Below are 26536 nucleotides of genomic sequence, written 5' to 3'. Positions count from 1 at the left end.
GCGCAAAACCATCTTTAAGGAACCTCTGTGTTTGAAAGTAAATTGCCGAATTTAGGCACTAGTATTTTTAGTCAAATGACCGCTCTGGCAAATCAGTACCAAGCTATTAATCTATCTCAGGGTTTTCCTGAGTTTGATGCACCTGATTTGTTAAAAAAACAACTCAATCACTATGTACTTGAAGGGGTAAATCAATATGCGCCTTCAAGTGGGGTTACAAAGCTACAACAGCAAATAGCTGCTCTGATTGCTAGAAAATACCATAACAACATAAACTACGAGCAACAAGTCACTGTCACTTCAGGGGCAACAGAAGCATTATTTGTAGCAATTCAAGCGCTTGTTAAAGAGGGTGATGAAGTTGTGGTGTTTGACCCCGCTTATGACTCGTACCAACCAGCAATTGAACTTGCTGGCGGTCGCTCAGTTCACGTTGCCTTGCGTGCGCCAGACTACAAAATCGATTGGCAAGCCGTAGCCGATGTCATTACAGACAAAACGCGTGTAGTTATAATCAATACGCCACATAACCCAAGCGGGAAAATCTTTAAAACAGAAGATATTAACGCCCTTAAAGCGCTTGTTGCTAAGCATGATTTATATGTAATCAGCGATGAAGTGTATGAGCACATTACCTTTGATGGTGCTTTGCATTTAAGCGCACTGACCGACCCTGAGTTATTTGCACGTAGTTTTGTGATCTCAAGTTTTGGTAAAACCTTTCACAGCACTGGCTGGAAGATGGGTTACTGTGTTGCGCCTGCTCAGCTAATGGTGGAGTTTCGTAAAATTCACCAATACGTGACTTTTTCAAGCTTTACGCCTGCCCAGCATGCACTAGCCGATATGCTTGAGTTAGGGCCTGAGCATGTTGATGAACTGAGCCTTTTTTATCAACAAAAACGCGATTTACTTAGCGAAGCACTAGCACACAGTCGCTTTAAAATTTTACCAAGTGAAGGCACCTATTTTTTGCTACTCGATTATAGTGATGTGTCTGATCTTGATGATGTTGAGTTTTGCCAATGGCTGGTTGAGCAAGCGGGTGTTGCAGCTGTACCACTCAGTGTGTTTTATAACAGTACAAGCAGCGATAAGGTGATTCGTTTATGTTTTGCAAAAAATGATGACACATTAAAACGTGCCGCGGAGATTTTATGCCAACTTTAACCTTAGCTTTAGTGCAGTCATCACTGCATTGGCTTGATAAAAGCGCTAACCTTGCCCACTTTACAGAGCAGCTTAATGGCTTAAAAGAGCAAGTTGATTTAATTGTCTTACCAGAAACATTTGCTACTGGTTTTGCGATTAATCTAGATTGCAGCGAACCAGAACAAGGCGAGGTACTTAGCTGGTTAAAAGCCACAGCTAAGCAAAAAAATGCTGTGGTTGCAGGCTCTGTTTTAGTCGCAAAAGGTGATAAAAAGGCCAATCGCTTTTATTGGGTTTGGCCAAATGGCGAAGTAAAGTATTACGACAAACGTCATTTATTTTGCTTAGGTAACGAAGGCAATTTTGTTGTAGCGGGTAAGCAGCGTGAGATATTTACGATTAATGACTTTCGCATTTTACCGCAAGTTTGTTACGACTTACGCTTTCCTGTATTTCAGCGAAACTGCAACGATTACGATGTGATGATCAACGTAGCCAATTGGCCAGCAGCTCGTCGCCATGTATGGGATACCCTTCTAAAAGCACGAGCGATGGAAAATCTTTGCTTTGTCGTAGGTGTGAATCGCATTGGGGCTGATGGTAATGATGTTGCCCACAGCGGAGGCACTGCTGTATATGACTATAAAGGTGATACCTTGGCTGAGCTGGAGGATAACCAATCGGGTATCATTATTCAGCGCTTAGAAAAATCACCGCTTGATGATTTTCGAAGAGCGTTTCCTGCTCACTTAGATGCTGATCAATTTCAGTTACTGTAATTGCTCGAAGCCGCATACTCAAAAATTTGTTAAACTCATGGTTGGATTATTTACTATAAGCAATCATGAGTCGCAAAATCACCCCCGTTATTCTTGCTGGTGGCATAGGTTCTCGTTTATGGCCTTTGTCGCGTAAAGCGATGCCTAAGCAGTTTTTATCTTTGATCAGCGAAAAATCACTGTTACAGAGCACGCTTTTACGAGTGGCTGACTCACGATTTAATGCGCCAATTCTAGTGTGCAATGAAGAGCATCGCTTTATCGCTAAAGCGCAAATTGCAGAAATCACAGATAGCTATACGTTACTGCTCGAGCCTGAAGGTAAAAATACCGCGCCAGCGATTGCGTTAGCCGCTGAATTTGCATTGCAAAATGGCCTAACCGATCCCTTATTGGTGATGCCAGCTGATCACCACATAAGTGATTTTGATAAGCTTATTGCATGCTTAAATAAGGCTATAGCGCTTTGTCAGCAACAACAATTAGTGACTTTTGCAATTACACCTACTGAGCCACATACCGGCTATGGTTATATTCGCCAAGGTGAGCAGTTAGCCCAGGAAGGCTGCTTTAAGGTGGCTGAATTCAAAGAAAAACCAGCCCTGCAATTAGCTAAAAAATACCTTGCCAGTGGTGAGTATGGCTGGAATAGCGGCATGTTCTTATTTCTGCCAGAAGTGTATTTAAACGAGCTTAATCGCTTTGCGCCAAAGATTGCACAAAGTGTCGCAAAAGCGGCTAGCTTTACTGAAGACTTAGGGTTTCAAAGGCCTGTTGCGGATGCGCTCACAGCATGTCCAAGTGATTCTATTGATTATGCTATTTTGGAGCGTAGTGCTAACGTTGCAGTTATTCCTGTTGATTTAACTTGGAGTGATGTTGGCAGCTTTTCAGCATTATCGAGAATCGCTGAAAAAGACCATCATGGTAACTATCTGGGCTCGCAAGGAGTGAGTTTAGATAGTGAAAATAATCTACTTATAAGTGAAGCAGATCACACCATTGCGGCGCTCGGCGTCAGTAATAAAGCAATTATACATACTCATGATGCCACCTTAGTGGCAGACAAAAGCTCGCTCGATAAGCTTCCTGATTTACTTAAACAGCTTGCTGTAGTTGATAGTGATAAATTGACTCACCATCAAGCCGTATTTAGACCTTGGGGAAACTATCGAACTTTAATTGAAAGTACAGGTTTTAAGGTAAAGAAAATAATCGTCAACAGTGGCGCAAAGCTCTCAACTCAACGCCATCAGCATCGTGCAGAGCATTGGGTTGTAGTATCTGGTGTCGCAAGTGTACGAGTTGGCGATGAAGAATTTGAATTAACAGCCGATCAATCTTGTTATATTGCCGCTAAGCAATTGCATAGTCTTGCTAATCAACAAAGCACGCCACTGATCGTTATTGAAGTGCAAACTGGTGCAATACTTGATGAATGCGATATCGAGCGATTTGATGACAGGTATGGGAGAGGCTAGCTGAAAGCTATAAGTTTTAAGCAGATCGAGAGAATTGCTTTTTGATAGAGATAGCTTGGCTATCGTGAATTGGAGTATATCTTTTTACCGCTTATGTTTTTACCTTCAGCTTGGCCTGCATCTCAAACTTTCAATAATGATGATGGTCTATCGCAAAGTGTCATTTTTGATATTCTGCAAGTTCTTCAAGGCCTCATGTGGTTTTAATCACAGGCAGCTTTAAACCGTTTGATGGTTATGAGTTTACTGTATCCACAGTATCTATTCTTCGGCACTCGATAACGAATCGCAGTTATTTATTGGTACTTAAATAGTGGCGTTAAGCTGCTAGCATTACATAATGATCAATTTTCAGAGCCTATTTTTATTACAACTTTGCTTAAAAGGTTGAAAAGTTTATGTTACAACGACACTAACAATACTCTTTAGTTACAAACATGACTGAACTTTACCATTGGTTTGATTTATTCGGCGTAGCCGTGTTTGCTGTCTCAGGAACGCTACTGGCGTACAACAAAAAAATGGATGGCTTTGGGGTTGTTGTGTTAGCCACAGTCACTGCTATTGGCGGTGGTACAGTACGCGACGTTATTTTAGATGTTCCTGTATTTTGGCTGCATGATCAAAGCTACTTTTGGGCTATTTTATTGTCTGTATTTGTCACCACTCGTTTAATCAATAAGCAGCGCTCGATTTCACTTAATGCGCTGCAAGTTGCAGATGCATTTGGTTTGGCATTTTTTGCGGTGATGGGCACACAAAAAGCCATGCTTGCAGGTATGCCAGACACTACGGCGATTATTATGGGTGTAATAACAGCCTGTTTTGGTGGCGTTATCCGTGATGTGCTTGCTGGAAATATGCCGATGCTGTTAAAAGGTGAGCTCTATGCTATTGCTTGTATTGCTGGTGGCATCGTTTATACATTAACTATCTCGCTTGGTTTAGTAACCGAAGTAGCCATGATTTTAGCAATGCTAATGACCTTATCGCTTCGTTTAGCGGCAATGAAGTGGCAACTTACACTTCACGTTTTTAAATATCCCGACTAAGCTTAGTATTAAGGATTAATGATAGGGACATCATGGATTGTGTCTTTAGCTAGAATATTTTCACGTGCACAAGTAGGTGTGCAAGCCCCTGAAGTAATTGTTGAAGTACACCTAGGAAATGGCTTGCCAGCTTTTCATATCGTTGGCTTACCAGAGGCATCAGTCAAAGAGTCGAAAGACAGAGTGCGTAGCGCTCTTGAAAACTCACAGTTTGGTTTTCCCGACCAACGTATAACCGTCAACCTTGCGCCTGCCGATTTGCCTAAAGAGGGTGGTCGTTTTGATCTGGCTATTGCTGTGGGTATTTTAGTCGCCTCTGGGCAAATAAACTGCCCTGATATACATCGATATGAGTTTTACGGAGAGTTGGCTTTAAATGGTGAAGTAAGAGGGGTAAATGCTATTTTGCCATCGGTATTGGGAGCAAAAGAGCTGGGCCGCTGTTGTTTCTTACCCGCGGAAAACGATAACCTCGCAAGCCTAGTGTCGGGCGTTTCTCGAAAAGCCGTTTACTCCTTACAAGATGTCTGGAATGACTTATTAAATCAGCAACCTTTACCACTTAATATTAGCTATCCAGAACAGCAGTCGCAGCGTGATTCACTACTCGATTTAAGCGATGTGAAAGGCCAGCCTGGCGCAAAAAGAGTGCTCGAAATTGCTGCCGCTGGTGGCCATAATTTGCTGTTTCTTGGTCCTCCAGGTACTGGTAAATCAATGCTTGCCCAGCGTATGCCAACGATTATGCCAACTATGTCCGATGATGAAGCAATTAGTACTGCCGCGTTATATTCTATTATTGGTCAATCGGTTGATTTATCTAATTGGCGTGAACGCCCCTTCAGAAACCCTCATCATACTTGCTCTGCAGTTGCCCTAGTCGGTGGTTCTTCGAACCCTAAGCCGGGTGAAATCTCCCTTGCTCATAATGGCGTACTGTTTCTAGATGAACTGCCCGAATTCGAAAGAAAAGTGCTCGACTCATTGCGCGAACCAATGGAAACAGGTGTTGTAACAATATCGCGAGCGGCACGACAAATGGAATTTCCATCGCAATTCCAGCTAATCGCCGCATTAAACCCTAGCCCCACAGGAAGTCATACCGATAAACGTGCAACACCAGATCAAGTTCTGCGGTACTTATCTCGGGTGTCTGGGCCATTTATCGATAGGATTGATTTACAAATTGAGCTGCCGCGACTTACCAGTAGCCAATTACAGAGCACGCAAGTGGAAGAGAGTAGTGAAGAGGTGAGAGCCAGAGTCGAAAGAGCCTATACAATTCAGCTTAACCGACAAGGCAAAGTGAATGCGCGCTTGAATAATAAAGAAATGAGCATTCATTGTGAGTTGGCAGCTGCTGAGCTGCAGTTTTTAGCAAAAGCCAGTGAAAAACTGGCACTTTCACCGCGCTCATATCATCGTGTTATTAAAGTTGCGCGTACCATTAGCGACTTAAAAGCGCAGCCTTCAATTACCTTAAACGAACTAAAAGAGGCGTTGAATTATCGCGCCTTTGAAAGGTTAATTAGCCAATTAACGCAGTATTAGCAAGCTTGCTAAATAGATAGCATGTAGCCTTTGCCGCGAACGGTAACGATACGTTTTTGGTCTTTTTCATCGCTTAACTTTTTACGTAAGCGGCCAATAAGTACATCAACGGTACGATCGCTTGGGCTCCAGTCAGGTTGACCAATTTCTTCGGAAATTTTTTCACGTGATGTGGCCTTACCAGCATTTGCAATGAGACAAATAAGTACCTTGTGCTCTGCCTCTGTAAGACGAGACTCTTCACCATTAGGAGTGATCAATGTGCGGTTATCTGGGTGCAGTTTAAAGTCGGAATATTCTATAAATTCTTCACTTTCATCATCATGCTGTGAGCCTTTTATACGTTTAAAAAGGGCGCGCATTCTTAGTTCAAGTTCTAGTAAGTCAACTGGCTTGCAAATGTAGTCATCGGCACCTTGTGCAAGTCCGGCAATACGGTCAGCTTGCGAGTCACGACTAGACAGTACAATAACACCAATATCAGTTAAGGCGTTAAGTTCTTTGGCAAGAAGCAGCCCATCGCGCTTTGGTAATACAATATCGATAACTGCTAGAGAAATTGCTTCTTTAGACGAAGCACGTGATTGCACAATGCTTAGTGCATCTGCACCCGTTGAATCTACCTCAATATTAAACTCAGTTTCTTTAAAATGATTAAGAATGCGTTTAACGAGTAATTCGTCGTCTTCAACCAATAAAACTTGAATAGTCATTCGCTTTAATTTCACACTTGATTTGTTGTTATGTTAGCACTGTATGGCAAAGGCTGAGAAGTGTCATGGCGAAGTTTGTAACTATTTCTTACAATTTAATGGCTTAGCGTTTTTTAAATAGAGGGAAAACTGAGCACTCAACGAGTGCCCAGTTAAATAACTAAACTACTTTTCAGGATAAAGATATTGCCACCATTGTGGCTGATCTTTTAAGTTTTTATCAAAATAAGCCAACATCGTATTCCACCAATCAAAGCGCTTATCGCGAGCAAATATTTGGTGATCAGCACCCTTGTACTCAATCAGCTCAACATCCTTACCCAATAATTTTAATGCCGTGTACATATTGTGACTTTCACCAACAGGTACATTGGTATCTGAGTCACCGTGAAGTAGTAATAACGGCGTTGTTACTTTGTCAGCATGAAACACAGGGCTATGTTGGCTATAAAGTGTAGGATTGTTCCAAGGGTAGCTATTTTTAGATGCCTCAGCTGAGTATAAGTAACCCCACCAACCTTGGCCCCAATACGAGGTGATATTTGAAATCCCCGCATGGGCAATCGATGCACTGAACATATCCGTTTTGGTTGCTAATAACATGGTCATAAAGCCACCGTAAGATGCACCTAGATTACCCACACGTTTACTATCTACGAAGCTATATTTATCTAAAAAGGCTTTTGTGCCGTCAATGATGTCGTTGGCTGTGTACTCACCCCATGCGTTTACGTGTTTAGCTGAAAACTCTTGGCCAAAACCTGTTGCACCAGTAGGTTGTACAACGTAAACAACATAGCCATGCTCAGCCCATAAGTTAAATGGGTAACGACCCGTAAAACCACGTGTTACAGGCGATGTACCGCCATAGTAATAAACCAGTGCAGGGTATTGTTTATTGCTATCTAAATCATGGGGCAGATAAACACGGCCTTTAATTTCAATGCCATCTTTATTAGTAAAGTTAAACTCTTCCAGTGAGGCTACTTGAGTATCTTCATAGCCAATTGGCTTAGAGTCCCACAATACTTTAGCGCGATTCTTACCTAAGTGTAGTTGTTTTAACTGCTGAGGTGTTGACGCTGTGGTGCCGGTAACCAAGATCCGCGGGGTGCGTTCGTGTGAATAGCTAACTTGCTCAACAACATCAAAGCCCGTATTCACTTTATTAAAACGTTTTTTACTCAAGTCGAATTGATAAAGCTGCACAGTGTCTCGCTCGGTAACTTTAATTAGTGCATCACCATTATCAAGCACATTTAACTGGCCGATAGCTGGGTTAAACTCTTTACTTAGAGCGCTGGCTTTTTTACCGTCACGGCTCAGTAGATAAAGTTGACCGTCATAGTTATTAGCAAGCATTCCTTCAGGAAGATTACGACCTAAGCCATTATTAAAATCAGGGCCGGCAGTGACATAAATACCGTCATCAGTATATTTAGCCTGATTAAAGGTATTGTATTGACCAAGTACTGTGAGGGCCGATGTAGTTAGGTCTAACTCAACAAGTTCAGTTGCGGGTTGTGGTGATAGCTGCATTGCTTGTGCTGAGCGGCTCATTAAAACGTGGCCGTTTTTAGCATCAAAATCTTCAAGTGAATGGCTAAGCGGGCCTTGGCTTAAGATTTTGCTTAGACCTGTAGCGATATCGAGTAAATATACTTGCGATGTAGTACGAGCATAAGACCAACGGTCTTGCAGGCCTTGATAATGTTTAGTGAGCTTACCATTATCTGTTGGAGATTTTGACCAACTAAAAATTAAGCTGTTGTTATCAAAAAACTGAAAACCATTTGCACCAGCAAGGTTTTTAGCAATCACGTTAAGTTGCATGGTTTTTAGGTTTAAACGTTTAAGCTCGCCATTTAATAGATACACTAAAGTTTTACTATCTGGGCTCCAAGTAATGTTACTCGGTTGGGCTGACTCAAAACGATAAAGGGTGTTGTTTTTGGCGTCTTTAAGCTCAGTAACATATTGCGCTTGATTAGCGGTTGCATCTTCGTAATGACGTTGGCTAGTAATGAAGTAATCGCCATTTGGCGCCATTGAAATATAACTTACCGTTGGCGCATCGAATAATTGCTTAGCAGACAAACCGTGTTGTTGTTTAGCGCTAAATTGCACAGCATCTAGTTCAGACTTAGCTGTAAAATCAAGCTCAACCTCATTCCTGTTGGCAACTTGTTCAGTAATGATAACAAACTGATGATCGCCTTGGCTTAAAGCTAGCTCATAGCTTTTATTCTTTTCTGTTTGCTTTTCACCATCAATAAATAGCTGTGCGTTTTCAATGCCTTTAAGCGTTAATGAGCCTTGGCTAAAGCGCTCAGCTGAGGCGGTAAATTTAAGGGCTTGTAAACCACCAAGTGTTAGCGCACTAATTTTGTCGAATGATTGCCAGTCAAGCTCATTACCAAATACACGAATGCTATTGCTGCTTTTCTGTAAGCTAGGTAATAGGTTGGCAATAATGGCATCACGATGGTCCGTTTGATATGGCTTAAGTTGCATATCTTCGCCAAGAGGACCAATAAATTGCACCGCTGATTTATCAATGGCAGCGGCCATTGCAGTATTGCTTAATGCACATAGCGCTAATGCACTAAATGTTGTTTTTAGCTTGGCTGATTGGCTTAGCCAAGTAGTTGAAAGTGTCATAGTTTCGCCTGTTGAAGGTAATTTAAACCAATATAGCACGCTGCAAATTACCCAAAAAGTGCTCTGCGTTAGATTGCAGTCGGGTTTGAGCTTGTGGTTTTCAATTGCTATGGTGAGCAGGTTAACTTTTTAAGAGGGCTTACAGTGACATTGTTACTTGTTTATATGTTTGTTGCCATTGCGGTTTCGTTTTTGTGCTCAGTGATGGAGGCGGTACTGTTAAGTATTACACCAAGTTATGTTGCCATGCTCAGAAAGCAACAACCGCAACTGGCAAAACGTGTTGGTAAGCTTAAAGATAATATAGACCAACCTTTAGCAGCAATACTGACGTTAAATACCATAGCGCACACGGCAGGCGCCGCTGGCGTTGGCGCACAAGCTGCAGTGGTGTTTTCAGATGCAGCAGTTGGCGTTGCCTCCGCAATTATGACGTTATTAGTACTGGTGCTTTCTGAAATTATTCCTAAAACATTAGGCGCTAATTATTGGCGAGGATTAACCCCCATTGTTAGTGTGAGCCTCATTTGGTTGGTATTTATTTTAAAACCTTTTGTGTGGTTTGCAGATATCTTAACGCGCTTTTTGGGGCGTAATTACGATGAAGCTTATTACATCCGCCAAGAGATTGAAGCAATGGCTGATATTGGCTCTGAGTCAGGAGCGCTTGGGCAAGATGAATCTGAAATCATTCGCAGCCTGCTGCATTTTCGTCATGCCAAACTCGATACCTTAATGACGCCACGTACGGTGCTTTTTAAAGTACATAAAGATTTAACTGTAAACCAATACTTGTCGGAACATGGTTCGTCTTCGTTTTCAAGGGTATTGGTGTATGACAAAAATGGTGACGATATTATTGGCTTCGTGCATAAAAATGACATCATGCTGGCTTATCATCGCTTAGGTGAAGACTATAAAATTAGCAAGCTTGTTAAGCCTATTTACACCGTACCAGAAACCTTGCATGTGCCGACCTTACTCGAGACTTTACTGTCAGAGCGTACTCACATTTGTTTAGTGGTAGATGAGTACGGTGATGTACAAGGTATTGTCACTCTTGAAGATTTAATTGAAGCATTAATGGGGCTCGAAATTGTTGATGAGCATGATCAATCAGCTAATATGCAAAAAGTCGCCAAACAGCGCTGGCGACAACGTTTAGCATCGAGTAATACCATCGTTAGTGACGATAAGCGTAATCCTTAACGGCGGTGTCCTGCTGCCGTCTTTACCATTTGCCGCCATGAGAGTGACCAATTTAAAAAATCTTCTTTGGCCTTCGGGCGGCACAGTAAAAAGCCCTGCATTAAAATAAACTCTTTGTAGCGGTCAAGGTACTCAAGCTCTTCCACACGCTCAATGCCTTCAGCAACAATGGCAAGGTCTTCTTGAATTGCTATATTCACCAAACTACTAACAATCACTTGGGAAAACTGGTCGGTTTCAATATTGCTAATCAGGGTGCGATCGATCTTTATTTCGGTAAATGGCAGCGTTTTTAGCTGCTGAACATTAGTAAACCCTGTGCCAAAGTCATCAAGTGAAATACCAAAACCGCGCATTCTCAGGCGGTTGAGTGTTTCAAGTTGAGCAGTACTACGGAGCGCATACTGTTCGGTAATTTCTAAAATTACTTCACTTGGTGTTAAGTTGTTAAGGTGAAGTATTAAAGCGAGTTTATCTGGGCAACTTAAGTCCTCGAGCTGTGAGGGTGATAAGTTAAACGCCAATTTTAAGTTAGGATCAAACTGCTCTTTGATTTCTGCAAAGTCGTTAGTCGCCTTTTCAAATAATTGAAATGTGATGAGGTTTATTAAATCTAGGTCTTCAGCTATGCAAATGAAACGATCCGGTAAGATTATTTCCTCTTCTTGGCTAGTATTTATACGGGCAAGTACCTCAATACTTTCGACCCGATTATCATGGCGATTAATCTTAGGCTGATAAAACGGAATAATTTCATTATGGCTGATAGCGTGTAGTAACAGTGACTCAGAAATAGGGGTTTTGGTGCGCTCAACATGAATAGCAAAGTGCTCAAGTTTTTGCAGTAGTAAATAAACCTGATTTAGCTGTACCGGTTTAGTGACATTACCAATTAAGTGGGCGTTATGCTTACGTGCCAGATCAGCAGCAAGGTCAATAACTTTAGGATCCATTTCCGAAATAATAGCAATTGCTCCATGGTACTTCATAGAGCCTAAATGACGAATAAGCTCCATACCATCCATGTCTGGCATGTTGAGATCAGTAAAAATAGCATCAAAAAAGTGAGGGGCTTTTTTCACCTTTTCTAATGCTTCTTCGGCACTTAGACAGGTTGTTATATGCGGAACCTCAAGCTCATTTAAAATGGCATGCATAACAATCAAGATGGCTTTAGAGTCATCTACTACGAGAATGTGTCTATTTGACTTCACCATATTCACTCCATGAACAAGAACGCTAAAGTTAAAAGTAGTAGATAAAAGGTATTTAGTCATGTTTTTTACCTGTTTTATAGCGTAAAAAATACACAACCTTGTCCCTAAAGGAAATTAGTAATTTTGCAAGGCCTAAGTATAATGGCCGCACTTTTTATTCGTATATATAAGAACTATGGTCAGACTTCAGCTGAGTCTCGCAGACGAAACCTTTATTTTGCATTTAAATGGCTCACAGTTAATTCAGCTTTTTCATCAACAACAAGCAATTGCCTTCGATAACCCAGAGCTCGAACTTTATGAGTTTGATTTTCAGGGGCAGCGTATTGGTCTTGATACCAGTAAAGTGCACGAAAAAAGCTTAGCAATTTTTGTTAACCAGCAGCAGGTGAGCCAACTTGCTTTACCTGAGTTACAAGAAGCTGAACCAAAACGCGGCATTATAGGTTTGCTGGCACTGGGTTTTAAATTATTCAAAAGTGCAAAAGTAGTGAAAGCAGCTTTAGCGGGCGCTTCGGTGGCAGGCTACGCTTGGTTATTTTCCATTGAATTTGCCTTAATGTTAATTGCTTGCTTGGTTGTACATGAATATGGTCATGTGCGTGCTATGAAATATTTTGGCATTAAAACTAAAGGTATTTACCTTATTCCCTTTGTTGGTGGTTTGGCTGTTTCCGATGATAAAATTACCACGCGATGGCAAGATGTGGTGATCTCACTCATGGGGCCCGCTTTTGGCTTAATTACCTCAGTACTGGGAGTCGTGCTTTACTACGCCACTGAAATGGAAATATTCGCTGGTGTGGCGGTACTCAGTGCACTGTTAAACCTATTCAACTTGTTACCTATTCTGCCCTTAGATGGCGGCCATGTACTTAAAAGTATTAGTTTTTCGATGCGTTCATGGATAGGTCTAAGTGTGTGTTTGTTAGGTGTGTTATTTGGCTTATGGCTAAGCTACACCTTTGGTTTGATGCTACTTGTGTTCTTCTTATTTGTAGGGGCACTTGAGATTATCTTTGAGTGGCGCGGACGTCACTACTCACACCTCATCCCTCTTGATACTTATGGGCAAGGCTTCTCTGCGGTAATGTACGCACTGGTTGTTGCAGGTCATGTGGCAGTGATGATGCACTTTGCCGATTCAGAAAGCGCAATCCTAAGCTTACCAATGAAGATTTTAGCAAGTTAATAAGCATTGCAATATTAAATATTAGGAAGTGTTTTTTCACTTCCTAATTTTGAGTTAAGGATAAAAGCTCAGCATCAAAGATATAAACACGCCGGTGATGATCAGCTGTACAAGGCAAAAGCCCATGATGTCTTTTGCTTTTAGGCCTGCAATAGCAAGCACAGGGAGTGCCCAGAACGGTTGAATTAGGTTGGTCCAGGCATCGCCCCATGCAACCGCCATAGCAACTCGTGGCATATCAGCGCCAAGTGTTTGTGCGGCTGGAATGACAATCGGCGCTTGCACTGCCCACTGGCCGCCGCCTGATGGCACAAATATATTCACAAACCCTGCACTTACAAAGCTCCAAAATGGCAGCGTCTCGGCGGTTGCAATGGCAATAAACCCTTCAGAGATTTGTTGAGCGAGTCCCGTTTTTACCATAATCGCCATGATCCCAGCATAAAATGGAAATTGAATGACAATACCAGCGCCGCTGGGGATTGCTTGTTGTAAGCTGCTTAGTAAATTATGTGGTGTTTGATGCAGTAAAATTGCACTGAATAAGAAAATAGCGATCACGCTATTTAAGTTTAAGCCGCCACCGTTTAGCACAAAATAATAGAATAAATAGGCAAGACCAACGGCACCTACCCCCATACCAAGTAAGCGACTGTGCTCGATGACTTCGGCAGGGCGGGTAGGCGTCGCTATTTGTTGTGATTCATCTTCAAGCTTTGCTAGGTCAACATAAACGCTGTCTTTTTCGCTTGGCAACATATAGCGATTTACCAGCGGCATAATAATAAATAAGCCCACAACGATGGCGATATTGAATGCTGAAAAGATCGTGTTCTCGGTGCCTATTATGCCAATGCTTTGCTGTGAAAAGTGACCATCGGTTGCGATAGTCAGCGGTACTGAGCCGGCTAAGCCGCCATGCCAAACAATAAAACCAGAATAAGCACTGGCAACTAGTAAACGGTAATCAACGCGGGTTTGTTTCGCAATTGCTTTGGCGAACAAAGCGCCAATCACTAAACCAAAGCCCCAATTTAGCCAGCTAGCCAATAAAGACACGAGCGTAACGAGTATGATCGCTTTGGCAGGGCTGTTGGCGAGAGTTGCAAGTTTGTTGAGTATGCTGCGCATAACAGGGGTACTCGCTAGCATGTAGCCCGTTAGCAGCACCAGCAGCATTTGCATGGCAAATTGTAATAGGTTCCAAAACCCACCTCCCCAAGCCGCGAGTACCTGCGTGGGCGTTGACGGAGTAAAGAGACTTGCAACGATGAAGCTCAGTAAGGTGAGTAAAATAACAAATACAAACGGGTCGGGTAGATAACGCTCAACTAGTTTAGTGAATGGTTTAGCAACGCGATTTAGCATAGTTTTTATTGTTGTCGTCGAATCGATAATGCCAATAAATCATGAATAACGATAATTGGCAAATTGCGACGCCGTTGCTTTAGCTGATGCGTTTAAAAACAGATGCTATAGCGATTACTGTGAGTCTTGCTCTAGCACGGCTTTTAAGCGAGCTTGAACTTCTTCTACTAATAGTATTGGCTGGAACTTGGATAAAAAGGCATTACAGCCAACCTTCTCAACTAAAGCTTGGTTAAAGCTTCCGCTTAGGGATGTATTAAGAACGATATGTAAGTTCTTCATTCGGCTGTCGTTACGAATTTCGTGTGTTAAACGGTAGCCATCCATTGCTGGCATTTCAGCATCGGTGATCACCATAAGTAGTTCTTTCTCAACATCTTTGCCTTGATCAGCCCAGCCTTTTAACATCTCAAGTGCTTCAAGTCCGTTACGAGCAGGTATGATTTCGATACCAAGTTGCGATAATGTATCGCTTACTTGCTTACGTGCTGTAGGTGAATCATCGGCATGAAGAATTTTGCGGCCTGCAAATTCGTTCACGATGCTTTTATCAAGAATATCTTCAGATATTTGGACTTCGTATTCAACGATTTCGGCGAGCACTTTTTCTACATCAATAATTTCAACCAACTGCTCTTGGTCATCACGTTTCAATTTCGTTAAGGCAGTTAGGTAGTGATTTTTACCAATAGCAGTTGGCGGCGGCATGATATCTGACCATGTCATATTGACAATTTGATCAACTTTACCAATTAAAAAGCCTTGCACGGTGCGATTGTACTCAGTGATAACGAGGTTTGTATCTTCGATGTGTTTAGCTTCTGGCATGTTTATCGCTTTGCGTAAATCAATCACCGGAATGGATTCGCCGCGAATATTTACGACCCCAGACACTTTAGGATGCGCATGGGGAATTTTACTAATTTGCGGTAACTTGACCACTTCTTTCACTTTGAACACATTGAGTGCGAATAAGTGGCGGCTGTGTAGGTAAAATAGCAAAAGCTCTAAGCGGTTTTCACCGACCAGTTGCGTACGCTTATCAACAGAAGCAAGAACACCTGACATATTTCACCCTAAATACCTAATACAGAGATAGTATAGTCTACTATTATTTTTCATCGACATGCATTAGGAATTTTCCATCAGTTGCCAAAGAGCAAGCATTACAGTACCGTATCGATAATTTCCTCCACTATAAATCGCAAGGATTATGCATCATATATTTAATCGTTTAGTGGTACTTATTCGCAGTCATATAGATCAAGTAAGTTGGCAGGCTGTGGTATTTACTACGCTTTTGCATATGCTACTTATTTGGTGGCTACTTATGCTTGCAGGAGAGCAAGCGCTCACACCACTCAGTACTTATTTTTATTATTATGTAGTAACAACATCAACAGTTGGCTATGGCGACTTTAGCGCTAGCACAGAGCTTGGCCGTTGGATTGTCGCATTACTACAAATACCTTTTGGTTTAGCATTATTTGGCGTTCTGTTAGGAAAAACAGGGCAAACAGTAACTTATTTAATTAGGCGCGCTATGACGGGTGATAAAAGCTTCGCACATATAAACAATCACATAATTATCTTTGGTTGGCACGATACACGGACTAAGAAGATGGTTGACTATATTTTGGCCGATCATAAACGTTTAGATCGTCGTATTCTATTGGCGGTCACAGAGCAAATGGAACATCCATTTTTAGCAAATCCGATGGTTGATTTTGCTCGGCTAAGTAGCTTTACTGACTTAGATGAGTTGAAAAGAATCGCCATTGATCGCGCCGACAAAATTATAATTGATGGCCAAGATGATGACCAAACGTTTACAACAGCCCTGCGTATTAGCAAGTTGGTCAATGAACAGTGCCACATCAGTGCGCACTTTACTGATGAAACTAAAATCGAAATGCTACATGAGCATTGCCACAATGTAGAATGTAGCAGTGCTAAATCAGCAGAGATATTAGTGCGTTCAATGCAAGACCCAGGTTCAAGCCGCGTGCAAGAAGAGTTGTTATCGACACTACACGGGGATACTCAATTTAGTTTACCAATTCCAAAAGGCGTGCAAGCAATGGAATTTGGCAAGCTGTTTCATCACTTTAAATATAGTCACGATGCTATACTACTGGGTGTCGCACATAACTTGAGTGCAAAAAATATGGACTTAAACCCGCCACTTGATTATGTAGTAAGTGAGGGAGATATTTTGCATTATATTGCTGCGGAGCGTGTTTTGAGCGACGAAGTTGATTGGTCAGCGTTGGTATAGTACCAATCCGCAATAATACTTAATCATTTTGAGGGATTAAACCTGTTGCTAACTGCGTTAAAAATTCCTCATTTAGAACAACTAAATAACAAAATTTTTGCCTTGCTATCAACAAGGTTTTATTGCCTCAAAATGGACCACTTAATTAAGCGAATTGGTATTTATGAGTGAAGTTGCGTTTTTAATTATTGTATTGAGTGCCTACATCTTACCTGTGGTCATTGTGCTCAATAGTAAACGCACTCAGGGCCACGAAAAGAATGCTTGGTTAATAGGTATCATCTTCTTTTCGTGGTTAGCTTTAGTGATGTACTTAACAATTATCCCCAAACACGGACGGGTCAAAAAACACCGCAAAGTAAAACCCAAGGGTTAACTTACGCCTTAAGGCTTCAAGCTGCTGTATCACTTCAACTGTTTTAGTTTATGATCTATCACAGGGTCATCCGGTGAGAGTTGCTGCGCTACTTCTAATACCTTAATAGCATCGTTTGGGTGTTCATCTTGATGTTTGATTGCAACATCAATCAGCGGTTGCACATCAATCGCATCCTTTTGTTCTTGCATATGCTCAGCTTTTTCTTCTGCTAAAATTGTATGCGCGGTGCTTAGTAAGGCTAAACGATGTGGCGAACTCTTGTTTGCTTTATTTAGACGACGATAATAGTCTTCTTTAAAGCGCAGGGTTTTTGTTTGTTGGCGGAACTGGGCTATATCAACTTGCTGGTGGCTAATAAAATCAACAGCAACATCTTTATAAAAGCCAAACTTATTTAAATATGTTGCATGAACACTATGGCCCATACCAAACACGCGTAAGTGGGTTAGTTGTGGGTAACGTTTAGCATGAGCGCGGTCGATGCGATTCGTTGGATCGTAAATAATATAACCCTTTGCATGGCCTAAATCTAAATCGTGGTAGTCACCGTTCCAATCGAATTTTTGCGCGATTTCGGTGCTTGAACGATCATCCCATGGCGCTTTTTCTTTGTTTTTTGTGCTAACAGGGTGAAAGAGTAAAACTTTATCAAGCTTTAATAGATTGGCAAATGCACCAACGGCAAAGCCTCCTCGACTCAAGCCATAACCTAACCGTTCTTTAAACCCACTAATCAGTGGTGCTAGCTGCTCAATGAAAAACAACAGATTACGGTGTCTAAACCAGTTACTAATGCCTAAATGTTGAAAGGCGATAATATTCACATCTTGCTTTTTCGCGAGCTTATAAGCCCAAGGCGAAAAATCATCAGTGATATCATGTTCTTGATAATTTGTTCCAGCAGGAGAGAAGGTAATTAGCAGGGGCTTATTGGCATCAATGATATGGTATTTTACATAAACATCGCCGAGCAAGTCACCGCCAGTCATAGGCATAAGGCTTTGTTGCTCATCGCGGGGGAGACTGGTCCATTCCTCTAACCAATACAGTAATTTCATACATCCCCCTTAGTACCTCTAAAATAAAGGGGCGAAATTATAGCAAAAATAGCAGCTCATTAAAAATGGTCGCTACTTTAATAGCTCATTGCTATGATCTGTTGCCAATCATGTTCGGTTACCGGCATTACTGACAGTCGTCCGCCTTTTTTAAGGGCTATTTCGGTAATTGACTCATTGGCTTTAATTGCTTGCAGGCTAACTAGCTTTTTAAGGTGTGATTGATATTTCACATCGACCACAAACCAGCGCGGGTTATCAGCGGTTGCTTTGGCATCGTAGTAATCGCTATTTAAATCAAACTGTGTTGGGTCGGCATAGGCTTCGCGAGTTACCGTCGCGATACCTGCAACACCCACCTGTTTGCAACTTGAATGATAAATCATCACCAAGTCACCTTGCTTGATACCATCGCGAAGAAAGTTGCGGGCTTGATAATTACGCACGCCATCCCACATAGAGGTTTGCTCAGGTGCGTTCTTTAGATCATCAATTGAAAATGCATCGGGTTCGGTTTTAAAAAGCCAATAAGCCATAATGAGGTGCTCTTACAAAGATTTACTTCCAATTAGTCTATAGTATCATTAAACGCTTGTCGGGATTGAGGATAAATAAATGAGCCAAGTATTAGATGACCTACTGTCATTAATGTCGTTAGAAGAGATTGAGCAAGGCTTGTATCGCGGGCAAAGCCAAGATTTAGGGTTTAGAGCTGTATTCGGTGGTCAAGTAATGGGGCAAGCCCTATCTGCAGCAAAAGAAACATTACCACAAGGGCGTATTGTTCACTCTTTACACTCTTACTTTTTGCGCCCAGGTGATGCTGCAAAGCCGATTGTCTATGATGTCGAGAATATTCGTGATGGTAAAAGCTTTAGTACTCGCCGTGTAAAAGCAATTCAATACGGTAAGCCGATTTTTTACATGACCGCCTCATTTCAAGGTGAAGAAGAGGGCTTATCACATCAAGCGCAGATGCCTGATGTACCTCAGCCTGAAGAATTAAAATCATCTCTTGAATTTTACCAAGCAAATGCAGAGCTTATTCCTGAACCAATTCGTAATAAGTTCATCCGTGAAGTACCGATTGAAATGCGTCCTGTGACTTTCCATAACCCGTTCAAACCACAAGTTATGGAGCCAGTTAAGCATATTTGGTTTAAAGCAAATGGTGAGATGCCTGATGACCAGCGTATTCATAATTACTTACTTGCGTACGCGTCTGATTTTGAATTTTTACCAACCGCATTACAGCCACACGGTGTATCGTTTATGCAGCCGAATATGCAGGTTGCGACGATTGACCATGCAATGTGGTTCCACCGTCCTTTTAGACTTGATGATTGGATTTTATATTCGGTTGATAGCCCAAGTGCGAGTTCTGGTCGTGGTTTGGTACGAGGTCAGTTCTTTGACCGTCAAGGCAATTTGGTTGCCTCAACGATCCAAGAAGGGGTCATGCGCCAGCGTTAATTTTCTGAATGCTGAGCTTGGCTTTGCACTATATCATCAATTGACTGCCAGACCCGTGCTGGCAGCAATGCTTTAAGATATAAATACACTTCACACAGCTCATTGCTGCCCGTTAAGCCTTGCTCTGTTTCGGTAATTAGCTTTTGCTCACGTAAGCTTGAAATAAAACCAATAAGCACTTTTTTATCAAAGAACTCTGGGGTTTTAATGCCATGCAAGGTGCCTAAGCGCTCTGCTAACACTTGGCTTTCGTGTTCAAGTTCTTCACGCTCAATACCACTGCTAGTTTGAATAAAGCCAACCACGATAGCGTAACGCTGTAGCGTTAGGTTTAAGGCACGACCTAGCATTTCGAGTTTTGCTAAACAGTCGTTGCTGTTGGTGATCTTGATGTTATCGCCATCAATTTCAATGAGATCTTGATCAACGAAGCTTGCTAGAACCCGAGTAATGTAGTTTTCATCTAACTCATGTAGGAACCACTCTTTGGCAAACAGCGGGTAAAAACGCGCAATTAAGGCTTGGCACTCTGCTAAGGTCGTTTTGTGTGCCTTGAATAAATGCAGCGCCAATAAGCTTGGAACTGCAAATAAGTGCAATACGTTATTTCGATAGTAGTTAAACAGTGTTTTTTCTTTATCGTTGATAGCGATAATTTCGCCAAATTCATCACTGATAACATCAAACTTATTAAGTTTGAGTGCATGCTCTAGTAGCTGTTCTGCGCTTTCGTCTGGTGTGGTCACCTTTTCACTGTAACTGGCGCTACGTTGTAAATGAAGATAAAACTCAAGTTGAGCAATCAGCTTAGGTCTACTCAATGCATGTTTATCATTAACTAATAAAATCATGGCAAGTAGATTCACTGCATTTAGTGCAGCAGCACTATTAATATTAACCATTACCTTATCAGCAAGTTCGGCGACCTGCGGTCCAAGCCATTGTGGTTTCTGAACATCAGTTGGGTGAATAGATTCACGCCAATCAGGTTGTTGATCATTTAGGTATTGATTAATCGAAATAGGGTCGCCAAAGTTTAGGTAACCACGGCCATAGTTTTTTAGGTTTTTTATCGCTTTAAAGATACCTAATACCGACTCACCTTTCTTATCGTTACCAGCAAGCTCTTTTAAGTAGGTATTAATTTCCATTACGTGCTCATAACCAATGTATACAGGAACAATCGAAATAGGGCGATCAATGCCACGTAGCATGGCTTGCAACGTCATGGCGAGCATGCCTGTTTTTGGGGGTAACAAGCGACCAGTGCGGCTACGGCCACCCTCAGTGTAAAACTTTACTGAATAGCCTTTGATAAATAACTGGCTCAGGTACTCTTTAAATACGGATGAATACAATTTATTGCCCGCGAATGAGCGGCGAATAAAGAAAGCACCACTACGACGGAAAATACCACCTGCTGGGAAGAAGTTTAAGTTGATACCTGCGGCGATATGCGGCGGAACCAAGCCCAAATGGTAAATAGAGTAGGTCAGCAATAAGTAATCCATATGCGAGCGGTGACATGGCATATAAATAATCTCGTGACCTTTATCTGTAAGCTCATGCACTTGTTCAGAAAACTTAATATCAATACCGTTATAAAGTTTATTCCAAAGCCAAGTTAAAATACGGTCTGCAACACGAATAGTTGCATCGCTGTAATTGGCGGCAATCTCATCAAGTAATTTAAGGGCATTTTGGCGAGCTTGCTCTTGGCTGATGTTCTTTTCTTTCGCTTCTATTTGAATTGCTTTTTTAATTGTTGGTGATGCAAGTAGCGAATTAAAAAGCTGCTCACGCGATGGCATCTTCGGGCCTGTCGCTGCTAGTTTTTGACGGCGAAAGTGTACACGGGCTACACGTAATAATTTATGCGGAAGCTCATCAACATCGGCTTTTTCATTTACTAATAAAGATAAGTCGAGCGGCTGACTAAAACGAATAAAGTTATCGCGCCCAGAGAATAGCAGCACAAAGAACTTACGAAACCAGCTAGGTGTTAATGAGTGAGATACCAAAGTTCCCAAACCTGGCTTTTCTTTTCCTGGGTTTCTGCCCCATAAAATCGTCACTGGGATAACTTGAACGTTTTTCTCACCTGATTGCATCAGATGGTCAATAATCTGTTTGCCTTGTTGCAGGGCATTGCTTGGTTTGCTTTTGTTACCAATTAGCGGTGGCGGGTTTTGAATACCAATAAAGCGATCAAGTTCAGCATTACCTAATAACTGTTCTTCGGTTGGGTCTGGTAAACCGTATTTCTTACATACCCGTGCGAGTGCGGCTAAATCAGAACGCGCATTAAGCCTAACAATATAGAAGGTCGGGTTGGCTGGGTTTAGATTGTATTGTTCAATCGGGTTTTCTGGTAGCACCTTACTTTTTACAAACAAGCGGTTCATACCGGCAGAAATGAAATTTAAACAACGATTAATGATACGCATCAACTCACCAAAGTTATTAGTAGATATTAAATAGACCGAGTGTGGTCAAAAATAAGCAGCATAGAATAACAATTATTAACTGGACTGACCATTTAAAAGCGATTTTCTAGCTCCTTTACCGAACCAAGTATAATTTAAAGACGCTAATGTTATTGATAAAGTTCGAAAAATAAACAAAATTTAATTTAGACCTTGGGGATTTTCAAAATAGTTGTTGCATTTATCACCAATCTATCTATAATACGCAGGCTTTCAAAATTCCCTCGGGAACTTGGAAGGAAAAATTAAGCTTGGATTTCAAGCTAATAAACAGGAATTCCGATTTGGAATTCAACGTAGATATAAGAGAACAGCCGACATCTTAATTAATAAGTATGTTTCGGTCGTTTTTTTATGCTCTTTTTAAATGCTCTTTATATTGAGGTTTAAGAATGTCAAATCAACGCATTCGTATTCGCCTAAAAGCTTTTGACCACCGTTTGATTGACCAATCAACGGCGGAAATCGTGGAAACTGCGAAACGCACTGGCGCACAAGTACGTGGTCCAATCCCACTACCTACACGCTTTGAACGTTTTACTGTACTAACTTCACCGCACGTTAACAAAGACGCGCGTGATCAGTACGAAATCCGCACCCATAAACGTCTGATCGACATCGTAGAACCAACTGACAAGACTGTTGACGCTCTTATGCGTTTAGATCTTGCTGCTGGTGTTGATGTTCAAATCAGCCTGGGTTAATCGGAAGATTAGAGAGGTTTTAGGAAAATGGCATTAGGTCTAGTCGGTCGTAAAGTGGGTATGACACGTATCTTCACTGAAGATGGTGTATCTATCCCTGTGACAGTTATCGAAGCGACTCCTAACCGTATTGCTCAGATCAAATCTGAAGCAACTGACGGTTATAACGCGCTTCAAGTAACCGCAGGCACTAAAAAAGCAAGCCGTGTAAACAAAGCAGCAGCGGGTCACTTCGCTAAAGCTGGTGTTGAAGCGGGTCGCGGTCTGTGGGAATTCCGCCTAAATGGTGGTGAAGGCGATTTTGAAGTAGGCGCTGAGCTTACTGTTGAATTATTCAACGAAATCAACAAAGTTGACGTAACCGGTACTTCTAAAGGTAAAGGTTTCCAAGGTGGTGTTAAGCGCTGGAACTTCAGCATGCAAGACGCTACTCACGGTAACTCTCTATCTCACCGTGCTCCTGGTTCAATCGGTCAAAACCAATCACCTGGTAAGGTGTTTAAAGGTAAGAAAATGGCCGGTCACATGGGTGCTGAGCGTGTAACGACTCAAAACTTAGAACTAGTTCGCGTTGACGCTGAGCGTAACTTGCTTTTAGTTAAAGGTGCAGTACCTGGCGCTATCGGCGGTGACGTTATCGTTAAACCAGCTGTTAAAGCATAAGTCCTGGAGATTTAGTGATGGAATTAGCAATTAAAGACGCTTCTGGCGCTCTTGAAGTTTCTGAAGCTACTTTTGGACGTGAGTTTAACGAAGCATTAGTACACCAAGTAGTTGTTGCTTACGCAGCAGGTGCTCGTCAAGGTACTCGTGCTCAGAAGACACGTTCTGAAGTAAGCGGTGGTGGTAAAAAACCATGGTCTCAAAAAGGTACTGGCCGTGCACGTGCTGGTACAATTCGTAGCCCAATTTGGCGTTCAGGTGGCGTTAGCTTCGCAGCTAAACCACAAGATCACAGCCAAAAAGTAAACCGTAAAATGTACCGCGGTGCGATCAAAAGCATCTTATCTGAATTAGTTCGTCAAGAGCGTTTAATCGTTGTTGAACAGTTTGGTCTTGAAGCACCAAAAACTAAAGAACTAGTTGCTAAGCTTAAAGAACTTGAGCTTAAAGATGTTCTAATCGTGACTGAAGAAGTAGATGAGAATCTTTTCTTATCGGCACGTAACCTATACAAGGTTGACACGCGTGATGTAGCTGGTATCGATCCTGTAAGCCTAATCGCTTTCGATAAGGTACTTATTACAGCTGCTGCTGTTAAGCAACTTGAGGAGGCGCTAGCATGATCCGTGAAGAACGTCTTTTAAAAGTGATCCTTGCTCCACACATCTCTGAAAAAAGCACTATCGCTGCTGAAGAAAACAACACGATTGTTTTCAAAGTAGCTTCTGATGCAACTAAAGCTGAAATCAAAGCTGCAGCAGAAAAGCTTTTTGAAGTAGAAGTAACTGGTGTTCGCACACTAAACGTTAAGGGTAAAACAAAACGTACTGGCATGCGTTTCGGTCGTCGTTCAGACTGGAAGAAAGCTTACGTTACTCTTAAAGAAGGTAGCGAGCTAGACTTTGTCGGCGGCGCCGAGTAATAAGGGGAGTTAGAATTATGGCACTTCAAAAGTGTAAACCAACTTCTGCGGGTCGTCGTCACCTGGTTAAAGTGGTTAACCCAGATCTACATAAGGGTAAACCTTACGCACCACTACTAGAGAAAAACTCTAAGTCTGGTGGTCGTAATAACAAAGGTCGTATCACGGTTCGTCACATCGGTGGTGGTCATAAGCATCATTACCGTGTAATCGACTTTAAACGCACTAAAGATGGCATTCCAGCTGTTGTTGAGCGTCTAGAGTATGATCCAAACCGTAGCGCAAACATCGCTCTTGTATTATATGCAGACGGTGAGCGTCGTTACATTATTGCACCTAAAGGCTTAAAAGCTGGTGATTCAATCCAATCTGGTATTGATGCACCAATCAAAGCTGGTAACACGTTACCAATGCGTAACATGCCTGTAGGTTCGACTGTTCACAACGTAGAATTAAAACCAGGTAAAGGTGCGCAAATCGCACGTTCTGCTGGTGCATACGTTCAAATCCTTGCTCGTGAAGGTCAATACGTAACTCTACGTCTTCGTTCTGGCGAAGTTCGTAAAGTTCTATCTGACTGTCGCGCAACACTTGGTGAAGTAGGTAATGCTGAGCATATGCTTCGTTCACTAGGTAAAGCTGGTGCAAATCGCTGGCGTGGTATCCGTCCGACAGTTCGTGGTGTTGCCATGAACCCGGTAGATCACCCGCACGGTGGTGGTGAAGGTCGTACATCTGGTGGTCGTCATCCTGTGTCTCCATGGGGTAAACCGACTAAAGGTGCTAAGACACGTAAGAACAAGCGTACTGATAAATTTATCGTACGTCGTCGTACTAAATAATAGTTGAGGAATAGCCATGCCACGTTCTCTCAAGAAAGGTCCTTTTATTGACCTACACTTGCTGAAGAAGGTAGAGAAAGCGTTGGAAAGCGGTGACAAGAAGCCAATTAAAACTTGGAGCCGTCGTTCAATGATCATACCTAACATGATCGGATTGACCATCGCTGTCCATAATGGTCGTCAGCACGTTCCTGTGTTCATCACAGACGAAATGATCGGTCACAAACTAGGTGAATTTGCACCAACTCGCACTTACCGCGGTCACGCTGCGGATAAGAAAGCGAAGAAACGTTAAGAGGGGAATGATAAATGCAAGCATTAGCTAAACATAAATTCGCCTCTGGTTCGGCGCAAAAAGCACGTCTAGTTGCAGATCAGATCCGCGGACTTCCGGTTGATCGCGCTCTAGAAATCCTGGCGTACAGCCCTAAAAAAGCGGCTGTATTAGTTAAGAAAGTACTTGAGTCTGCTATTGCTAACGCAGAGCATAACGAAGGTGCTGACATTGATGAGCTTCGTGTAACTACGATCTTTGTGGACGATGGTCCAACAATGAAGCGTATTATGCCACGTGCTAAAGGACGCGCAGACCGCATCCTTAAGCGTACAAGCCACATCACTGTTGTGGTTTCAGATAGCTAGGAGTATAAGTAATGGGACAAAAAGTTCATCCTACTGGTATTCGCCTAGGTATCTCTAAACCTTGGGTTTCTACCTGGTACGCGAATTCAAAAGATTTCTCTGATCAGCTTTTTGGCGATCACAAAGTACGTACATTCCTTACTAAGGAATTAAAAGCGGCTTCTGTGTCTAAAATCGTTATTGAGCGTCCAGCTAAATCTATCCGTGTAACAATTCACACAGCTCGTCCTGGTGTTGTTATCGGTAAAAAAGGCGAAGACGTTGAAAAACTACGTCAAGCAGTAACTAAGATTGCAGGTGTTCCGGCTCAGATTAATATCGCTGAAGTTCGTAAGCCTGAACTTGATGCACAACTAGTAGCTGACGGTATTGCGTCACAGCTAGAGCGTCGTGTTATGTTCCGTCGCGCTATGAAGCGTTCGGTACAAAATGCAATGCGCATTGGTGCAAAGGGTATCAAAGTTGAAGTTAGCGGTCGTCTTGGCGGTGCTGAGATCGCACGTTCAGAATGGTATCGTGAAGGTCGTGTACCTCTACATACTCTTCGTGCTGATATCGACTACGCAACTTCTGAAGCCTTAACCACTTATGGTATCATTGGTGTTAAAGTTTGGATCTTCAAAGGCGAAGTTATTGGTGGTTTACCACTAGTACAAGAGCAAGAGAAGCCAGCTAAACGCGCGCCAAAGAAAGCCAAAAAAAGTGCTAAGTAGA

26 protein-coding genes are annotated in these 26536 nt (G+C 42.1%); 18 read left to right on the top strand and 8 right to left on the bottom strand.

What is annotated here, in order from left to right; genetic code table 11:
- Positions 1 to 27 precede the first annotated feature (27 nt).
- The 5 genes from J8Z25_RS16315 (at position 28) to J8Z25_RS16295 (ending at position 6015) form a co-directional block, all read left to right on the top strand.
- The gene (locus J8Z25_RS16315; RefSeq protein WP_284693404.1) at positions 28 to 1170 is read left to right on the top strand and encodes a methionine aminotransferase; all 1143 of its coding nucleotides are present in this window, start codon (positions 28 to 30) and stop codon (positions 1168 to 1170) included.
- Complete coding sequence (locus J8Z25_RS16310) at positions 1158 to 1931, top strand: amidohydrolase (protein ID WP_130050263.1); 774 nt, start codon at positions 1158 to 1160, stop codon at positions 1929 to 1931. The genes J8Z25_RS16315 and J8Z25_RS16310 overlap by 13 nt, the downstream gene beginning before the upstream one ends.
- A 65-nt stretch (positions 1932 to 1996) precedes the next feature.
- Complete coding sequence (locus tag J8Z25_RS16305) at positions 1997 to 3412, top strand: mannose-1-phosphate guanylyltransferase/mannose-6-phosphate isomerase (RefSeq protein WP_250661423.1); 1416 nt, start codon at positions 1997 to 1999, stop codon at positions 3410 to 3412.
- A 437-nt stretch (positions 3413 to 3849) separates the two neighbouring features.
- Positions 3850 to 4464, top strand: coding sequence for a trimeric intracellular cation channel family protein (locus tag J8Z25_RS16300; protein ID WP_250661422.1), 615 nt, complete (start codon positions 3850 to 3852; stop codon positions 4462 to 4464).
- 39 nt (positions 4465 to 4503) lie between these two features.
- Entirely contained in the window at positions 4504 to 6015 is a 1512-nt protein-coding gene (locus J8Z25_RS16295) for a YifB family Mg chelatase-like AAA ATPase (protein WP_250662046.1), read from the top strand.
- 8 nt (positions 6016 to 6023) lie between these two features.
- On the opposite strand, the gene J8Z25_RS16290 is transcribed toward J8Z25_RS16295, so the two are convergent.
- The gene (locus J8Z25_RS16290; protein WP_130050265.1) at positions 6024 to 6728 is read right to left on the bottom strand and encodes a response regulator transcription factor; all 705 of its coding nucleotides are present in this window, start codon (positions 6726 to 6728) and stop codon (positions 6024 to 6026) included.
- Positions 6729 to 6893: 165 nt separating this feature from the next.
- A complete protein-coding gene (locus J8Z25_RS16285; protein ID WP_250661421.1) occupies positions 6894 to 9389 on the bottom strand; it encodes an alpha/beta hydrolase family protein in 2496 nt (831 codons plus the stop codon).
- 144 nt (positions 9390 to 9533) lie between these two features.
- Between J8Z25_RS16285 and J8Z25_RS16280 the strand changes: the two genes are divergently transcribed.
- Complete coding sequence (locus tag J8Z25_RS16280; protein ID WP_130050267.1) at positions 9534 to 10598, top strand: hemolysin family protein; 1065 nt, start codon at positions 9534 to 9536, stop codon at positions 10596 to 10598.
- Here J8Z25_RS16280 and J8Z25_RS16275 read toward each other — a convergent pair.
- Positions 10595 to 11815, bottom strand: coding sequence for an EAL domain-containing response regulator (locus J8Z25_RS16275; protein WP_130050268.1), 1221 nt, complete (start codon positions 11813 to 11815; stop codon positions 10595 to 10597). The genes J8Z25_RS16280 and J8Z25_RS16275 overlap by 4 nt on opposite strands.
- 175 nt (positions 11816 to 11990) lie before the next feature.
- On the opposite strand from J8Z25_RS16275, the gene J8Z25_RS16270 reads away from it, so the two are divergent.
- Positions 11991 to 13007: a metalloprotease gene (locus tag J8Z25_RS16270; protein ID WP_130050269.1), complete on the top strand. Its 1017-nt coding sequence runs from the start codon at positions 11991 to 11993 to the stop codon at positions 13005 to 13007.
- A 54-nt stretch (positions 13008 to 13061) separates the two neighbouring features.
- Here J8Z25_RS16270 and J8Z25_RS16265 read toward each other — a convergent pair whose 3' ends face one another.
- The gene (locus J8Z25_RS16265; RefSeq protein WP_130050270.1) at positions 13062 to 14375 is read right to left on the bottom strand and encodes a short-chain fatty acid transporter; all 1314 of its coding nucleotides are present in this window, start codon (positions 14373 to 14375) and stop codon (positions 13062 to 13064) included.
- Positions 14376 to 14489: 114 nt separating this feature from the next.
- Positions 14490 to 15443: a chemotaxis protein CheV gene (locus tag J8Z25_RS16260; RefSeq protein WP_130050271.1), complete on the bottom strand. Its 954-nt coding sequence runs from the start codon at positions 15441 to 15443 to the stop codon at positions 14490 to 14492.
- A 145-nt stretch (positions 15444 to 15588) separates the two neighbouring features.
- On the opposite strand from J8Z25_RS16260, the gene J8Z25_RS16255 reads away from it, so the two are divergent.
- On the top strand, positions 15589 to 16653 hold the full coding sequence (locus J8Z25_RS16255) for a potassium channel family protein (protein ID WP_054563927.1): 1065 nt from the start codon (positions 15589 to 15591) through the stop codon (positions 16651 to 16653).
- Positions 16654 to 16816: 163 nt separating this feature from the next.
- A complete protein-coding gene (locus J8Z25_RS16250) occupies positions 16817 to 17029 on the top strand; it encodes a hypothetical protein (RefSeq protein ID WP_130050272.1) in 213 nt (70 codons plus the stop codon).
- 29 nt (positions 17030 to 17058) lie between these two features.
- Here the strand turns inward: J8Z25_RS16250 and J8Z25_RS16245 are convergent, their stop codons facing one another.
- Positions 17059 to 18090: a cytosolic protein gene (locus tag J8Z25_RS16245; protein WP_239977045.1), complete on the bottom strand. Its 1032-nt coding sequence runs from the start codon at positions 18088 to 18090 to the stop codon at positions 17059 to 17061.
- A gap of 77 nt (positions 18091 to 18167) precedes the next feature.
- Positions 18168 to 18626: an EVE domain-containing protein gene (locus tag J8Z25_RS16240; protein WP_130050274.1), complete on the bottom strand. Its 459-nt coding sequence runs from the start codon at positions 18624 to 18626 to the stop codon at positions 18168 to 18170.
- A gap of 79 nt (positions 18627 to 18705) precedes the next feature.
- On the opposite strand from J8Z25_RS16240, the gene tesB reads away from it, so the two are divergent.
- Positions 18706 to 19563 carry an acyl-CoA thioesterase II gene (gene tesB / locus J8Z25_RS16235; protein ID WP_130050275.1) on the top strand — a complete coding sequence of 286 codons (858 nt, stop codon included), beginning with the start codon at positions 18706 to 18708 and terminating at the stop codon, positions 19561 to 19563.
- Here the strand turns inward: tesB and plsB are convergent.
- Positions 19560 to 22010: a glycerol-3-phosphate 1-O-acyltransferase PlsB gene (plsB, locus tag J8Z25_RS16230; protein ID WP_167658234.1), complete on the bottom strand. Its 2451-nt coding sequence runs from the start codon at positions 22008 to 22010 to the stop codon at positions 19560 to 19562. The genes tesB and plsB overlap by 4 nt on opposite strands.
- A 431-nt stretch (positions 22011 to 22441) precedes the next feature.
- Between plsB and rpsJ the strand changes: the two genes are divergently transcribed.
- Genes rpsJ through rpsC form a run of 8 tightly spaced genes read left to right on the top strand, consistent with a single transcriptional unit; the run spans position 22442 to position 26535 of the window.
- The gene (gene rpsJ, locus J8Z25_RS16225) at positions 22442 to 22753 is read left to right on the top strand and encodes a 30S ribosomal protein S10 (RefSeq protein ID WP_002957900.1); all 312 of its coding nucleotides are present in this window, start codon (positions 22442 to 22444) and stop codon (positions 22751 to 22753) included.
- 27 nt (positions 22754 to 22780) lie between these two features.
- Positions 22781 to 23416 carry a 50S ribosomal protein L3 gene (gene rplC, locus J8Z25_RS16220; RefSeq protein ID WP_036974218.1) on the top strand — a complete coding sequence of 212 codons (636 nt, stop codon included), beginning with the start codon at positions 22781 to 22783 and terminating at the stop codon, positions 23414 to 23416.
- A 17-nt stretch (positions 23417 to 23433) separates the two neighbouring features.
- Positions 23434 to 24039 (top strand): 50S ribosomal protein L4, encoded by a 606-nt coding sequence (rplD, locus tag J8Z25_RS16215; RefSeq protein ID WP_062568199.1) that lies wholly within the window; start codon positions 23434 to 23436, stop codon positions 24037 to 24039.
- Positions 24036 to 24338, top strand: coding sequence for a 50S ribosomal protein L23 (gene rplW, locus J8Z25_RS16210; RefSeq protein ID WP_054552368.1), 303 nt, complete (start codon positions 24036 to 24038; stop codon positions 24336 to 24338). Before rplD ends, rplW begins: the two co-directional genes overlap by 4 nt.
- Before the next feature lie 17 nt (positions 24339 to 24355).
- Positions 24356 to 25180, top strand: coding sequence for a 50S ribosomal protein L2 (gene rplB, locus J8Z25_RS16205; RefSeq protein WP_130050277.1), 825 nt, complete (start codon positions 24356 to 24358; stop codon positions 25178 to 25180).
- 16 nt (positions 25181 to 25196) lie between these two features.
- A complete protein-coding gene (gene rpsS, locus J8Z25_RS16200) occupies positions 25197 to 25475 on the top strand; it encodes a 30S ribosomal protein S19 (RefSeq protein WP_010376377.1) in 279 nt (92 codons plus the stop codon).
- A 14-nt stretch (positions 25476 to 25489) separates the two neighbouring features.
- Complete coding sequence (gene rplV / locus J8Z25_RS16195; protein WP_004588690.1) at positions 25490 to 25822, top strand: 50S ribosomal protein L22; 333 nt, start codon at positions 25490 to 25492, stop codon at positions 25820 to 25822.
- 11 nt (positions 25823 to 25833) lie between these two features.
- Positions 25834 to 26535, top strand: a complete 702-nt coding sequence (gene rpsC / locus J8Z25_RS16190; protein ID WP_054552370.1) for a 30S ribosomal protein S3 — start codon at positions 25834 to 25836, stop codon at positions 26533 to 26535.
- Position 26536 lies beyond the last annotated feature (1 nt).

It is taken from the genome of Pseudoalteromonas sp. SCSIO 43101, assembly GCF_023650775.1.
In the GTDB taxonomy this organism is placed as follows: domain Bacteria; phylum Pseudomonadota; class Gammaproteobacteria; order Enterobacterales; family Alteromonadaceae; genus Pseudoalteromonas; species Pseudoalteromonas apostichopi.
The sequence above is the reverse complement of the archived record's forward strand: the minus strand, read 5'-3'. Positions and strand labels throughout refer to the sequence as shown.

Bases quoted from the DNA above. Each gene is read 5' to 3' on its own strand.
- J8Z25_RS16310 (WP_130050263.1), top strand. From the start codon at position 1,158: ATGCCAACTTTAACCTTAGCTTTAGTGCAGTCATCACTGCATTGGCTT.
- J8Z25_RS16305 (WP_250661423.1), top strand. From the start codon at position 1,997: ATGAGTCGCAAAATCACCCCCGTTATTCTTGCTGGTGGCATAGGTTCT.
- J8Z25_RS16300 (WP_250661422.1), top strand. From the start codon at position 3,850: ATGACTGAACTTTACCATTGGTTTGATTTATTCGGCGTAGCCGTGTTT.
- J8Z25_RS16290 (WP_130050265.1), bottom strand. From the start codon at position 6,728: ATGACTATTCAAGTTTTATTGGTTGAAGACGACGAATTACTCGTTAAA.
- J8Z25_RS16285 (WP_250661421.1), bottom strand. From the start codon at position 9,389: ATGACACTTTCAACTACTTGGCTAAGCCAATCAGCCAAGCTAAAAACA.
- J8Z25_RS16275 (WP_130050268.1), bottom strand. From the start codon at position 11,815: ATGGTGAAGTCAAATAGACACATTCTCGTAGTAGATGACTCTAAAGCC.
- J8Z25_RS16270 (WP_130050269.1), top strand. From the start codon at position 11,991: ATGGTCAGACTTCAGCTGAGTCTCGCAGACGAAACCTTTATTTTGCAT.
- J8Z25_RS16265 (WP_130050270.1), bottom strand. From the start codon at position 14,375: ATGCTAAATCGCGTTGCTAAACCATTCACTAAACTAGTTGAGCGTTAT.
- J8Z25_RS16260 (WP_130050271.1), bottom strand. From the start codon at position 15,443: ATGTCAGGTGTTCTTGCTTCTGTTGATAAGCGTACGCAACTGGTCGGT.
- J8Z25_RS16255 (WP_054563927.1), top strand. From the start codon at position 15,589: ATGCATCATATATTTAATCGTTTAGTGGTACTTATTCGCAGTCATATA.
- J8Z25_RS16250 (WP_130050272.1), top strand. From the start codon at position 16,817: ATGAGTGAAGTTGCGTTTTTAATTATTGTATTGAGTGCCTACATCTTA.
- J8Z25_RS16245 (WP_239977045.1), bottom strand. From the start codon at position 18,090: ATGAAATTACTGTATTGGTTAGAGGAATGGACCAGTCTCCCCCGCGAT.
- J8Z25_RS16240 (WP_130050274.1), bottom strand. From the start codon at position 18,626: ATGGCTTATTGGCTTTTTAAAACCGAACCCGATGCATTTTCAATTGAT.
- tesB (WP_130050275.1), top strand. From the start codon at position 18,706: ATGAGCCAAGTATTAGATGACCTACTGTCATTAATGTCGTTAGAAGAG.
- plsB (WP_167658234.1), bottom strand. From the start codon at position 22,010: ATGCGTATCATTAATCGTTGTTTAAATTTCATTTCTGCCGGTATGAAC.
- rpsJ (WP_002957900.1), top strand. From the start codon at position 22,442: ATGTCAAATCAACGCATTCGTATTCGCCTAAAAGCTTTTGACCACCGT.
- rplC (WP_036974218.1), top strand. From the start codon at position 22,781: ATGGCATTAGGTCTAGTCGGTCGTAAAGTGGGTATGACACGTATCTTC.
- rplD (WP_062568199.1), top strand. From the start codon at position 23,434: ATGGAATTAGCAATTAAAGACGCTTCTGGCGCTCTTGAAGTTTCTGAA.
- rplW (WP_054552368.1), top strand. From the start codon at position 24,036: ATGATCCGTGAAGAACGTCTTTTAAAAGTGATCCTTGCTCCACACATC.
- rplB (WP_130050277.1), top strand. From the start codon at position 24,356: ATGGCACTTCAAAAGTGTAAACCAACTTCTGCGGGTCGTCGTCACCTG.
- rpsS (WP_010376377.1), top strand. From the start codon at position 25,197: ATGCCACGTTCTCTCAAGAAAGGTCCTTTTATTGACCTACACTTGCTG.
- rplV (WP_004588690.1), top strand. From the start codon at position 25,490: ATGCAAGCATTAGCTAAACATAAATTCGCCTCTGGTTCGGCGCAAAAA.
- rpsC (WP_054552370.1), top strand. From the start codon at position 25,834: ATGGGACAAAAAGTTCATCCTACTGGTATTCGCCTAGGTATCTCTAAA.